Origin of the sequence: Streptomyces albidus (ex Kaewkla and Franco 2022) (genome assembly GCF_013870515.1) — a bacterium.
GTDB lineage: Bacteria > Actinomycetota > Actinomycetes > Streptomycetales > Streptomycetaceae > Streptomyces > Streptomyces albidus.
Genome location: NZ_JACBXA010000174.1, coordinates 1 through 12,759, shown reverse-complemented (window position 1 = coordinate 12,759; position 12,759 = coordinate 1). Strand labels below are relative to the sequence as shown.

The following is a 12,759-nucleotide window of genomic DNA, read 5'->3' as shown; positions in this document are numbered from 1 at the left end:
GTCGCCGTGTGCCGCCGACGTGACGCAGCGCGAGGTGCAAGGTGAGGCGACGACCCAGGAGTTCACCGGTCCTCCTCCAGGAAGTAGCGTCGGTAGCGGTCGTTCATCCGGAGCATGTCGAGCAGGACGAAGAAGTCCGCATCGCCGAAGTCCCTGTCGTGGGCGGGCGCACCGCACATCCACGCGCCGACCCGGAGGTAGCCGCGCAGCAGCGGTGGCAGTCCCTCGTAGTTGGCCCTCGCCGTCAGCTGCCGCCGCGGGGTCCATGGCTCGTGCGGGTGGACCCTCAACTCGGGCGGGGCGGCGTGCCTGGTGGTGCCCAGGAGCCAGGCGTCCGCCGCGGCCTGCCCGCCGTCGCTCAGCGGCACAGAGGCGCAGCCGGCGAGGTAGCGGTGCCCGGACAGCAGCAGGTAGCGGGCGAGGCCGCCCCACATCGCGTTGATCACGGCGCCCGAACGGTGATCGGGGTGCACGCACGCCCGGCCCGCCTCGATCATGGTCCGCCGGATGTGGACGGGCAGCCCTCGCAGGTCGAACTCGCCGTCGGAGTAGAGCCGTTCACTCCTGCCCGGGGGCAGGAGCCGGTACGTCCCGACGATCTCTCCCGTTGCCTGTTCGGTGACGACGAGGTGGTCGGCGATGTCGTCGAAACCGTCCACATCGTGCCCGGGCAGCGTCGTGCTCAGCCGTGCGCCCCTCTCCTCGGCGAAGACCCGGTGACGAAGGCGCTGGGCCGCGCGTATCTCTTCCCGGGTCCCGGCCATGGAGGTGGCGTACGTACCGGCGGCGGCCGATACCGTGGAAGCAGTGAGCATGGGTGATCTCCCTCTGTCGGAAAGCGGCACCCGCGCGGGACGTATCCAGCGATCCTCCGCGAGGGTTCATCCGTAGCCAAGGGCTTGCTCATGTTCCGCGCAGGTCTGCCGAGTTACCGCTCGGGGGCCCTTCCGCGTCGGCTGGGTGCCGCGGGGAGCAGCGGGGTCCCTTCGACGGGACGCGGTCGACCGGTCCGGCAGATACCGAGGCCCGCCGGGACGTAAGGCTCCCGTGATCGCCTCGTCCCGGTCAGGCGTCGGCCCGTTCGGTGAGACGCGCGGCCAAGTCCCGTACGGCGTCACGCAGTTCGTCCGGGCGTCGGATCTTGAACGGCCAGCCGAGCCCGGCGAGCATCTGCGCCATCCCGTCCAGGTTCTCGGCGCGTGCGCGCACGAGAACGCCGTCCGGGGTCTCGCTCAGTGAGGCGGCCGAGGGCGGAATGCGCCTGCCGGCCTCCCGCAGGGTCGTCTCCAGTACGACCTCCACCTCATGCGTGTAGGGAACCGCCGCCAGCGACCGGGTCACGTACTGGACCGGGTCGAGGTCGTCGAGCATGTCGAACGTCGCCGTTCCCATCTCCACGGCGACCACCCTGTCCGCGCGGAAAGTGCGGGTCTGGCCGCTTCGGTGGTCGTGTCCTGCGAAGTACCAGCGGCCGGAGTGGAAGACGAGGCCGTACGTGTCCACTTCGCGTTCGCTGTCCTGGCCTTGCCACGACCGGTAGCGCATCCGGACACGTCGGCGTTCACGTGCCGCCTGCGCCAGGGTCAGCACGGTGTCGGTGGCGGGAGCGTCACCCTCACGGGAGGTCAAGGTGAAGCCCAGCGTCTCCTGGAGAGCCTGGACCCGTTCGCGCAGCGAGCGCGGCAGCACTCGCTGCACCTTGGCCAGCGCGCTCTCGGCCGCCTCTCCGGGCAGGCCGAGCCTGCGTCCGGCCATGAGGCCCAGCACCACCGCCGTCGCCTCGTCGTCGTTGAGCATCAGCGGTGGCAGCTTGTAGCCGGGCATCAGCCGGTAGCCGCCGTACCGGCCGCGTTCCGCGGTCACTGGGATGCCGAGTTCGGCCAGACGCCCCGCGTATCTGCGCACGGTCCGCTCGTCGACGCCGAGCCGTTCGGCGAGGTCCGAACCGCTCATCCTGTGGTGTGCCTGCATCAGTTCCAGCATGGCCAGCACGCGGGTCGTGGGGTGGGACACGAATCACCTCGCAAATCCGGGCGGATCCTGTCCGGTATAGGGCCCACTCTATTCACGTACGGGTGGAAAGAGACACGTGAAGGGTGGACGTCATGGCTGCGATCGTTCTGGTTCCCGGGTTCTGGTTCGGCGCCTGGGCGTGGGAAGAGGTGACCCGTGATCTACGGGATGCAGGGCACGACGTCCATCCGGTCACGCTGACCGGGCTGGCGGACCGGGCCGCGGAGGCCACGGCGGACGTGGGCCTGGAGACCCACATCGCGGACATCGTCCGGGTCGTCGAGGACGGCGGCCTGCGGGACGTGGTGCTGGTCGGGCACAGCGGAGCGAACATGCCGGTCACCGGCGCCGCCGACCGGATTCCCGAGCGGATCGCGCGGATCGTCTACGTGGACAGCGGCCCGATGCCCGACGGCATGGCCGGGATCGACTTCCACGAGCCGCAGGCGCAGGAAGAGCTGCGCAGACAGGTGGCCGCCGACGGCGAGGGCCACAGGATCCCGGTGCCGGCGTTCGATCCGGCCGCCGATCCCGTGAACCTCGCGGATCTGACGGACGCGCACCTGACGCGCATGCGCACCCTCGGCACTCCGCAGCCGTTCGGCACCGCAGCGGATCCGCTGAAGCGCCCGGCCGTGCTGCCTGCCGCTCCCCGGTCGGTGATCATGTCGACGTTCACACCGGAGCAGGTGGACATGGTCGCCTCCACGGGGAACCCCGTGTTCGCGCTGATGGCCGGGATGGACATGCACCATCTGCCCACCGGTCACTGGCCGATGTTCTCCCGCCCCGGTGAACTGGCCGCCCTCCTGGACAAGATCGCGCGCTGACGTACCTCTGCCGGTGGCCGGTACCGGGCCACCGGCAGATCCGCGACCGGGATGCCGCGCCCCTCGTGGCTCGCGGACCCCTGGGCCTGGTTCACGCGTCGAAGGCCGGCCCTCGGGTCCGGGTCCTTGCCTGCGTCCGGCGGACGCCGATCATGGAGCCAGCCCGTGTACCCGGCCGCTGGAGCCAGATGGACGACTCGCAGAACTCACAGCACTCGCCGCACTCGCCGCACTTGAGCGGCAAGCGCGACGTCGTGCTTCCCGCTGATGCGGGAGAGATCGTCCTGATCGGCGATCCCCGGGTGGCCGCGGTGCCGCTCAGGGAGTGCGGCGATCCCCTGGTGGACTGCCGCGAGGTGCTGCGCGTCGACCGTCGGCGTTCCGATCCGGACGGCGACTGGGCGCACTTGCGGGCCGGCGTCCTGAACCGTCTGCTGCACGCGGAGGCCTTGCTGCCCGACGGCCTGCGGTGGCTGCTCGTGGAGGGCTACCGGCCACCGGCCCTGCAGCAGAGCATCTTCGACGGGTACGCGACGCACCTGCGCGAGCTCCGTCCGCGGGCGGACGAGGCGGAGATCCACGCCGCGGCGACCCGGTGGTGCGCCCCCATGGAGACCGCCGGTCACACGGCCGGAGCCGCCGTCGATCTCACCGTCTGCACCGCGGAGGGCACCGAGGTCGACATGGGAAGCCCCGAGGCCGCGACCCCGGAGGAGAGCGGAGGAGCGTGCTACACGCATGCTCCGGGGCTGTCCGAACACGCCGCACGCAACCGGACCACGATGGTCGGCGCGCTCACCTCGGCAGGTCTCGTCAACTACCCGACCGAGTGGTGGCACTGGTCCTACGGCGACCGCTACTGGGCGTGGACGACCGGCACTCGAGCCGCCCTCTACGGACCCTGCACGAGAGCCGCCACATCGGCGTGATCAGCGGCCGGCTGCCCCAAGTGCCACTCGGCACACGCACCCCCGCGGACCGGGCCGTTCGTCGCATGACCCGGCCGGATCATGGCGGCACGGGAGCGCCCGGTCGTCTTCGTCACGCTCCCAGCCTGGCCGAGCGCCGAGTCGGGGGCGCATACTGGCGACACGATGACCAAGCCACCCGCGCCGCGGCGCCACCTCCCCACAAGCCCCTTCAAGGCCCCCGTTGCTCCGTTGGCCAAGCATTTCTCCCTCGGAGACCGGGTCTCACACGACCGATACGGACTCGGCAGGATCATCGGTGTCGAGGACGGGATCGCGATGCTCGTCGACTTCGGCTCCCGCCAAGCACGGATCGTCAGCCCGTACACCGGAATGGACAAGCTCTGATCCTGTGAGCCGCCCCGCCCCCCGGTGACGGTCCGAGTCCGCTTTGCTCGGCCTTCCCGGCGCGGGGTTTTCCGTCGCGGGGTTCTGCGTCGACCGTGACGTGTGCCCGGTCGTCCGTGCCGCGCTGCCTCCTTCGTTCCCCGACACCCTCCGTCAGGTTGTCCGGGGCGCGGGGCGCGCTGCACGCAGGCTCCGTGGGGCTGCCCGCACGGGCTCGCCGCCCGCATCCCCTTGCGGATGCGGGGGCCCTGCCCATGGCCGTCGGCCACTGAGATATCTTGATATCGAGACGATGTAGACCTGAAGCGGAGTATCGGTGACTGACTCGACCATCATCTATACGCAGACCGACGAGGCCCCCGCCCTGGCCACGTTCTCGTTCCTGCCTGTGATCAGGGCATACGGCTCAACCGCCGGGGTCAGCGTCGAGAGCCGGGACATCTCCCTGGCGGGACGGATCATCGCCGGCTTCCCCGAGCGCCTGGAGGAGGGCCAGCGCATCGACGATGCGCTCGCCGACCTCGGCGCGCTGGCGAAGACGCCCGGGGCGAACATCATCAAGCTGCCCAACATCTCAGCTTCGATCCCGCAGCTGAAGGCCGCGATCGCCGAGCTGCAGCAGCAGGGGTACGCGCTGCCGGACTACCCGGACGACCCGAAGACCGACGAGGAGCGGGACGTCCGCTCGCGCTACGACAAGGTCAAGGGCAGCGCCGTCAACCCGGTCCTGCGTGAGGGCAACTCCGACCGTCGCGCCCCCGCCTCGGTCAAGAACTACGCGAGGGCGTACCCGCACCGCATGGGCGTGTGGTCCGCCGACTCGAAGACGAACGTGGCGCACATGGACGCCGACGACTTCCGCTCCACCGAGAAGTCCGCGGTCATCGCCCGGGACGGCGCGCTGCGCATCGAGCTGGTCGGCGACGACGGCAGCACCACCGTCCTGCGGGAGTCGGTGCCGGTGCTCGCCGAGGAGGTCGTGGACGCGTCCGTCATGCGCACCGCGGCGCTGCGCGAGTTCCTCAAGGCGCAGGTCGCGCGCGCCAAGGCCGAAGGCGTGCTGTTCTCCGTGCACCTGAAGGCCACCATGATGAAGGTCTCCGACCCGATCATCTTCGGCCATGTCGTACGGGCCTTCTTCCCGAAGACGTTCGCGGAGCACGGCAGCACCCTCGCGGCCGCGGGGCTCACCCCGAACGACGGTCTCGGCGGGATCTTCAGGGGCCTGGACTCGCTGCCCGAGGGCTCGGCGATCAAGGCGTCCTTCGAGGCCGAGCTCGAAGAGGGCCCCGAGCTGGCGATGGTCGACTCCGACCGCGGGATCAGCAACCTGCACGTGCCGAGCGACGTCATCGTCGACGCCTCCATGCCGGCGATGATCCGCACCTCCGGCCACATGTGGGACACGGAGGGGAACGAGGCCGACACCCTCGCGGTCATCCCCGACAGCAGCTACGCGGGCATCTACCAGGTCGTCCTCGACGACTGCCGTGCGAACGGCGCCTACGACCCCTCCACCATGGGTTCGGTGCCCAACGTCGGCCTCATGGCGCAGAAGGCCGAGGAGTACGGCAGCCACGACAAGACCTTCGAGGTTCCCGCGACCGGCACGGTGCGCGTTCTCGACGGCGACGGCAACGCGGTCCTCGAGCAGACCGTGAGCACCGGCGACATCTTCCGGATGTGCCAGACCAAGGACGCCCCGATCAGGGACTGGGTCAAGCTCGCGGTGACCCGCGCCCGCGCGACCGGCGACCCGGCGGTGTTCTGGCTCGACGAGGACCGCGCGCACGACGCCAACCTCATCGCCAAGGTCCGGCAGTACCTCCCCGAGCACGACACCGAGGGCCTGCGGATCGAGATCATGTCGCCGGCCGACGCGATGGCGCTCTCCCTGGAGCGGATCCGCCGGGGTGAGAACACCATCTCCGTCACCGGCAACGTCCTGCGCGACTACCTGACGGACCTCTTCCCGATCCTCGAACTCGGCACCAGCGCCAAGATGCTGTCCGTGGTCCCGCTGATGAACGGCGGCGGCCTCTTCGAGACGGGGGCCGGCGGCTCCGCGCCGAAGCACGTGCAGCAGCTGGTCAAGGAGAACTACCTGCGCTGGGACAGCCTGGGTGAGTTCCTCGCCCTGGCGGTCAGCTTCGAGCACCTCGCGCAGACCACGGACAACCCGCGCGCCCAGATCCTCGCCGACACCCTCGACCGTGCGACCGCGACCTTCCTCGAGGAGAACAAGTCGCCCAGCCGCAAGCTCGGCGGGATCGACAACCGCGGCAGCCACTTCTACCTCGCCCTCTACTGGGCGCAGGAGCTGGCCAAGCAGACCGACGACGCACAGCTGGCCGAGGCCTTCGCGGATCTCGCGAAGACGCTGAAGGAGCAGGAGCAGGCCATCGCCGACGAGCTCCTCGGGGTCCAGGGATCACCGGTCGACATCGGCGGCTACTACCGGCCCGATGCGGAGAAGGCGGCGGCCGTGATGCGCCCGTCGAAGATCCTCAACGAGGCCCTCGCGACCCTCGGCTGACGACGCCGGAGCCGGTCGGGCACGTGAACGTGTCCGACCGGGCCTGAACGGCAAGGGAAAGGGACCTTGCCCCACTTCGGTGGGGCAAGGTCCCTTTTCGTGAACGTGGTGTCGGCAGACCTCAGGTCTCACGCACCGGTTTCAAGGTCGCGGGTCCGTACGCTGATCCGAACTCGTGCCCCCAGTGCGCGAGTTCGGATCAGCGGCTCTCGAGCCCCAGCAGACCGTCGAGGTGCGGCAGACTGTGGTCCAGCCGCTCCCGCTTGGTCCACAGATAGTCGTAGTTCTCCTTGTTGGGCGGGATCAGCAGCGGGATCCGCTCGGCGATCTTAATTCCGTTCGCCTCAAGGGCTGCCCGCTTCCTCGGATTGTTCGACAGCAGGCGTACGGATTCCACACCGAGGTCGTTGAGGATGTCCACGGCGACGGTGTATTCACGCGCGTCGACGGGGAGTCCGAGCGCGAGATTCGCCTCGACGGTGTCGAGGCCTTCCGCCTGCTGCAATTTCAGCGCCTTCAACTTCGCGAGAAGCCCGATTCCGCGGCCTTCGTGCCCCTGGATGTAGACCAGGACGCCCGCGCCGTCGGCGACCATCATCTGCAGGGCTGTGCCCAGCTGGTCTCCGCATTCGCAGTGCGTGGAGCCGAAGACCTCTCCTGTCAGGCACTCGGAATGCACACGGGTCATCACGCCGTGAGGGGTGATGTCTCCGTACACGAGGGCTATTTGCTCATTACCGGTGCTGCGATCCATGTACCCGAAGGCCAGAAAATCTCCGTGCACCGTGGGCAGTCGGACCTCGACCACCCGCTCAACGGCTGTTCGCCGCACGCCGTTTGCAGAGAATTCATGGTCTGCCATGCGGTGACCCTACCTCCCGTACAACCAATGATCGGGCTCTTGTCAGAAAAGGTGAACCAGGCTGCGGACCTGCGGTTTTGAATGCCCGGTCACGGATGAGACGTACGGGAACGGTCGGTTCGGTACCCCGTTGCGGGCAGTGATCGGTCTCCCTCGTACGAGAGACGGGACTGCCACAGCCACACCGTGTCGCGGCCGAAGGACCAGACGAGTGTGGCCAGTGAGAAGGCGACCAGACCGAGCGCGACGGGATACGGGAAGAGCCCCGAGGCCGCCGCGGCCAGAACTATCCCCTGGAGCGCGGCGACGGTTTTGCGCGCCATGCTCGGCGGCAGCGAGGCCCGCATCCACGGCAGGGCCTGGGCGGCGGCGACGAACAGGTACCTCATGGCACCTATCGCGAGCACCCACGGGCCCAGGAAGAGCGCGACGTAGATGCTCAGTACGAGGAGGAGGAAGGCGTCGACCTCCATGTCGAAGCGGGCGCCGAGGGCGGACTCGGTGCCCGTGCGTCTCGCCACGATGCCGTCGACGGCGTCGAGAACGAGCGCCGCGGTGGTCAGCGCCATGAGGGGAACCACGGAGGCGTGCGCGCCGCCGTCGGCGACGAGCGCCGCCACCCCTCCGGTGAGCACCGCTCTGCTGAGGGTTACCTGGTCGGCCGGCCCCAGGGCCGGCTTCCGCGATCTGAGCAGGACCCCGCCGAGGACCACACCCCAAACCGCGCCGGTCAGCCAGCCGACCGCTCCCATTCCTGTGACGGCCCAGAGGACTCCCAGGAGGAGAAACTGGGCGGCCACGCCCTGAGCGGTGTGCCGTTCCAACTGGCCTGTGACCCGCCCGTCTTGAGTGATCATCGCGCCTCCTGGTGCTGGTGTGGCGGAGCCGGGTGGGGGTGATTATGGTACGAGTGACCTCGGAGATGTGAAGGAAATGCAGTTAGACCTGCCTGGAGGGCACAAAAATTGGAGCTCGACGCACGTGCCTACTGGCTCCTCTCCCCGGGGCTCGGCGAGATCCGGTCCGCCTCTCTCCCGGCCCCCGGCCCCGACGAGTTGCTGATCCGCACGCTGTATTCGGGGATCAGCCGCGGCACCGAATCACTGGTCTTCCAGGGCCTCGTCCCGCAGAGCCAGTACGCCCTGATGCGGGCCCCCTTCCAGGAGGGCGACCTCCCCGGTCCGGTCAAGTACGGCTACCTCAACGTGGGCGTCGTGGAAGAGGGAGACCCCGCACTCGTGGGCCGCACGGTCTTCTGCCTCTACCCTCACCAGACCCGGTACGTGGTCCCGGCGAGCGCCGTGACTCCCCTGCCCTCCGAAGTGCCCGCGGAGCGTGCCGTGCTCGCCGGGACGATGGAGACGGCGGTGAACGCCGTCTGGGACGCGGCACCGCTGCTGGGTGACCGGATCGCCGTCGTCGGTGCGGGAATGGTGGGCAGCTGTGTCGCCTCCGTGCTCAGCCGGTTCCCGGCCTCCCGCGTGGAGTTGATCGACTCCGACCCGGCGCGGGCCCGTACGGCGGAAGCGCTCGGCGTCGACTTCGCCCTGCCGGAGGACGCCGCCCGGGACTGTGATCTGGTGGTGCACGCAAGCGCCTCCCAGGCCGGGCTGTCGACGTCCCTCGAACTGCTCGCCCCGGACGGCGAAGTCATCGAACTGAGCTGGTACGGCGAGAAGAAGATCAGCGTGCCGCTGGGAGAGTCCTTCCACTCGCGGCGGCTGGCGATCCGGAGCAGTCAGGTGGGCTCACTGCCACCGGCGAGGCGCGCGAGCCGCACCTTCGCCGACCGCATGGCGCTCGCGCTCGAACTCCTCGCCGATCCCGCCCTGGAGACGCTGATCACCGGCACCTCGCGATTCGGCGAACTGCCGGAGGTGATGCCCCGCATCGCCGGCGGCGAACTGCCCGCCCTGTGCCATCTCATCACTTACGGCGACGAGTCGAACGACGCCGAAGCAACAGGAAACACCCGTACCGGAGAGTGAGCCGATGTTCAGCATCACCGTTCGTGACCACATCATGATCGCCCACAGCTTCCGCGGCGACGTCTTCGGACCGGCCCAGAAGCTGCACGGCGCGACGTTCATCGTGGACGCGTGCTTCCGTCGCAGCGAACTCGACGCCGACGGCATCGTGGTCGACATCGGCGCCGCCACGCAGGAGCTCGGCGACGTACTGGCCGCTCTCAACTACCGCAATCTGGACGACGAACCCGATTTCGCCGGGGTGAACACCTCCACCGAGATGCTGGCCAAGGTCGTCGCCGACCGGCTCGCCGACCGTGTGCACGCGGGCGCGCTCGGCGAGGGCGCCCGCGGGCTGGAAGGGATCTCGGTGACCCTGCACGAATCGCATGTCGCATGGGCCGGTTACGAGCGGACCCTGTGAGCGGTCCGGCCGGTGCCGGAACGGGTGCGACGGACGCGGAGCCCGTACACGTCCTGATGCCGGGCGGCGTCGACGACACGGCGTCGCCCAGCGGCGGCAACGCCTACGACCTGCGCATGTGTCGTGAACTGGCGGCCCACGGGCGGCCGGTGCGGGAGATGAGGCTTCCCGGCGGCTGGCCCCAGCCGACCGCCGCCGAGGAGGAAGGGCTGGCCCGCGCACTGGGCGAGCTGCCCGACGGTTCGCTCGTGCTCGTCGACGGACTTGTCGCCTGCGGGGTCCCCGGCATCGTCGTACCTCAGGCGCGGCGGCTGCGCCTGGCGGTGCTCGTGCATCTGCCGCTCGCGGACGAGACGGGGATCGCGCCGGAGCTGGCAGCCGAACTCGAGACGCGCGAAAGGGAGACCCTGCGGGCCGCCGACGCCGTGATCACCACGAGCCACTGGGCCAGCCGCGATGTCGCCGCCCGGCACGGACTGGAGGAACGGCGGGTCCACACCGTGTGTCCCGGTACGGACCCGGCGCCCCTCGCCCACGGCAGCGGCGACACGCCCCGGCTGCTCTGCGTCGCCGCGGTCACGCCGCGCAAGGGGCAGGATCTGCTCGTGCGTGCCCTGACCGAGGTCCGGGACCTGGCATGGAGCTGCGAGTTGGTCGGCTCCCTGGACCGCGACCCCGGCTACACCGCGCAGTTGCGCCGCCTGCTCGACGACTCCGGGATCGCCGACCGGGTGCTGCTCGCCGGCCCGCGTACCGGCGAGCAGCTGGAAGCCTCCTATGGCGCCGCGGACATGTTCGTCCTCGCCTCGCACGCCGAGACCTACGGCATGGTCCTCACGGAGGCCCTGGCGCGGGGAGTCCCGGTGCTGGCCACGGCGGTCGGCGCGGTACCGGACACCGTGGGAAAGGCCTCGGACGGGAGCATTCCCGGCATTCTGGTCCCAGCCGGTGATGCGGCCGCCCTAGCTGCTGCTATGCGCCGCTGGCTGACCGATCCCTCGATTCATCGTCATCTGACAACAACTGCACGAGATCGACGCGCTGGGCTGCAAGGTTGGCCCGAAGCCTCTCGCCATCTGGCAGGTGTGCTGGAGCGACTTCACCGCGAACCACCCGTACCACGCGAACCTCAGGATTAGCGGAGGACCCTTTGAACACCGTCGGTGCTTCCCGTTACGCCCCCGAATGGCTGGCATTGCGTGAACGCGCCGACGCACAGGCCCGCGCACAGCAGCTGCTCGAACCGCTGCGCGCGTTCCTGAAGGACACCGCTGCCCCCGACGGGACGCTGACCGTCCGCGACCTGGGCTGCGGCACCGGGTCGATGGGGCGCTGGCTCGCCGATCGGCTCGGCGGCCCACAGCACTGGGTCATGTACGACCGCGATCCGGCGCTGCTCGCAGAGATCGCCGGACGCATGCCGCTCACCGCCGCGGACGGCACGGGCATCGAAGTGGTGCCCGAGGAGCAGGACATCACGCGCCTGGACAGCGACGACCTCGCGGGCACGTCGCTGGTCGCGGCCTCGGCCCTGCTCGATGTGCTGACCTCCGAGGAAGTGGACCGCATCGCCGCGAACTGCACCGAAGCCGGGTGCGCGGTGCTGCTGGCCCTTTCCGTGGAGGGACGGGTCGAGATCGACCCCTCGGACCCGCTGGACGCCGAATTCGAAGCGGCCTTCAACGCTCACCAGCGTCGACTCGACGAGGGACGGCGGCTGCTCGGCCCCGACGCCGTCGACACCGCAACGGCGGCCTTCGAAAGCCGGGGCGCCGAAGTGATCACGCACTCCAGCCCGTGGCGCCTCGGTCCCGAGGACCGCGTGCTGACGGCGGAGTGGCTGCAGGGCTGGGTCGCCGCCGCCTGTGCGCAGGAGCCGGAACTGGAACAGGAACGCGAGGCGTACCTGCGCCGCAGACTCGACGCATGTCATGCGGGCGAGCTGACGGCGGTGGTCCATCACCGTGACCTGCTCGCGCTGCCCGGCCGTCCGGCTGAGGGGGCCCCCGCATGACCGGCCGTGAGGCCGGCCGGACGATCTGGCGCAGGCTGCGCGTACCCATGGCGCTGGCCATCCTGATCGCCGTGGTGCACCGGCTGGGAACCTCGGCCCTGCTGGGGGCGCTCGGCCGCATCGACGCCGAAGCAGTCGCACTCACCTTCTTCTTCAGCATCCCCGCCACCGTCTTCAGCGCGTGGCGGTGGCGGCTGGTGGCCGACCGCCTCGGCATACGGATGCGCCTGGGCACGGCGGTAGCCGACTACTACCAGGCGCTCTTCATCAACGCGACGCTCCCCTCCGGGGTGCTGGGCGATGTGCACCGCGCCGTACGCAACGGCCGGGACTCAGGTGACCTCGGCCGCGGTGTGCGTGCGGTCATCCTGGAGCGCGCCGCGGGCCAGGTGGTCCTCGTGGCGACAGCGCTGGTGACGCTGGCAGCGGGCTCTGCCTATCTGCCGGTTCTCGGCGCCTTCCAGGGCCCGCTGACAGCTCTCGCCGTGGTCGTCTGCGTCCTGGCGCTGATCGTCGTCGCGACGCTGGGCAGGAGCCGTCGTGCGGAGAAGTGGCGGCGGTCGCTGGCCGCGTTCCTCCTGGACGCGCGTACCGCCCTGTTCGCACGCGACAGCTGGCCCGGCGTCCTCGGTTTCTCCGTGCTGGCGCTGTGCGGGCACGTGGGACTCTTCATCGCCGCCGCACGGGTCGCCGGAACATCCGCCCCGGTCACCGCGCTGGTGCCGCCGCTCCTGCTGGCGTTGCTGGTGATGGCCACGCCGAACGGTCCGCTTCCGGTGGGGACGGTGGTCGTGACT

At 69.8% G+C, this 12,759-nt stretch carries 13 protein-coding genes; 9 read left to right on the top strand and 4 right to left on the bottom strand.

The window, feature by feature from the left end; genetic code table 11:
* Positions 1–62: 62 nt before the first annotated feature.
* Together H5J26_RS21950 and H5J26_RS21945 are read right to left on the bottom strand one after the other, a co-directional pair.
* Positions 63–815, bottom strand: a complete 753-nt coding sequence (locus H5J26_RS21950; protein WP_181767648.1) for a GNAT family N-acetyltransferase — start codon at positions 813–815, stop codon at positions 63–65.
* Positions 816–1,065: 250 nt separating this feature from the next.
* Entirely contained in the window at positions 1,066–2,013 is a 948-nt protein-coding gene (locus H5J26_RS21945; RefSeq protein ID WP_181767647.1) for a helix-turn-helix transcriptional regulator, read from the bottom strand.
* Positions 2,014–2,105: 92 nt separating this feature from the next.
* Between H5J26_RS21945 and H5J26_RS21940 the strand changes: the two genes are divergently transcribed.
* The 4 genes from H5J26_RS21940 to H5J26_RS21925 all read left to right on the top strand — a co-directional run bounded on the left by H5J26_RS21940 (position 2,106) and on the right by H5J26_RS21925 (position 6,695).
* Positions 2,106–2,843 (top strand): alpha/beta fold hydrolase, encoded by a 738-nt coding sequence (locus H5J26_RS21940; RefSeq protein ID WP_181767646.1) that lies wholly within the window; start codon positions 2,106–2,108, stop codon positions 2,841–2,843.
* A 152-nt stretch (positions 2,844–2,995) separates the two neighbouring features.
* A complete protein-coding gene (locus H5J26_RS21935) occupies positions 2,996–3,772 on the top strand; it encodes a M15 family metallopeptidase (protein ID WP_235980911.1) in 777 nt (258 codons plus the stop codon).
* A gap of 165 nt (positions 3,773–3,937) precedes the next feature.
* Positions 3,938–4,159: a hypothetical protein gene (locus H5J26_RS21930; protein ID WP_181767645.1), complete on the top strand. Its 222-nt coding sequence runs from the start codon at positions 3,938–3,940 to the stop codon at positions 4,157–4,159.
* A 316-nt stretch (positions 4,160–4,475) separates the two neighbouring features.
* Entirely contained in the window at positions 4,476–6,695 is a 2,220-nt protein-coding gene (locus H5J26_RS21925; RefSeq protein ID WP_181767644.1) for an NADP-dependent isocitrate dehydrogenase, read from the top strand.
* 199 nt (positions 6,696–6,894) lie between these two features.
* Here the strand turns inward: H5J26_RS21925 and ribA are convergent, their stop codons facing one another.
* Positions 6,895–7,557 (bottom strand): GTP cyclohydrolase II, encoded by a 663-nt coding sequence (gene ribA, locus H5J26_RS21920; protein ID WP_181767643.1) that lies wholly within the window; start codon positions 7,555–7,557, stop codon positions 6,895–6,897.
* A gap of 89 nt (positions 7,558–7,646) precedes the next feature.
* Positions 7,647–8,414, bottom strand: a complete 768-nt coding sequence (locus H5J26_RS21915; protein WP_181767642.1) for a CDP-alcohol phosphatidyltransferase family protein — start codon at positions 8,412–8,414, stop codon at positions 7,647–7,649.
* Positions 8,415–8,522: 108 nt separating this feature from the next.
* Here H5J26_RS21915 and H5J26_RS21910 point away from each other — a divergent pair, with 108 nt between their 5' ends.
* The 5 genes from H5J26_RS21910 to H5J26_RS21890 all read left to right on the top strand — a co-directional run.
* On the top strand, positions 8,523–9,545 hold the full coding sequence (locus H5J26_RS21910; protein ID WP_181767641.1) for a zinc-dependent alcohol dehydrogenase: 1,023 nt from the start codon (positions 8,523–8,525) through the stop codon (positions 9,543–9,545).
* A 4-nt stretch (positions 9,546–9,549) separates the two neighbouring features.
* Positions 9,550–9,948, top strand: coding sequence for a 6-pyruvoyl trahydropterin synthase family protein (locus tag H5J26_RS21905; RefSeq protein WP_181767640.1), 399 nt, complete (start codon positions 9,550–9,552; stop codon positions 9,946–9,948).
* On the top strand, positions 9,921–11,087 hold the full coding sequence (locus tag H5J26_RS21900; protein ID WP_181767639.1) for a glycosyltransferase family 4 protein: 1,167 nt from the start codon (positions 9,921–9,923) through the stop codon (positions 11,085–11,087). The genes H5J26_RS21905 and H5J26_RS21900 overlap by 28 nt, the downstream gene beginning before the upstream one ends.
* Positions 11,088–11,098: 11 nt before the next feature.
* Positions 11,099–11,962, top strand: coding sequence for a class I SAM-dependent methyltransferase (locus H5J26_RS21895; protein ID WP_181767638.1), 864 nt, complete (start codon positions 11,099–11,101; stop codon positions 11,960–11,962).
* Positions 11,959–12,759: lysylphosphatidylglycerol synthase transmembrane domain-containing protein (locus tag H5J26_RS21890; protein ID WP_181767637.1), on the top strand; the 801-nt coding region annotated here is incomplete at its 3' end. The genes H5J26_RS21895 and H5J26_RS21890, both read left to right, overlap by 4 nt.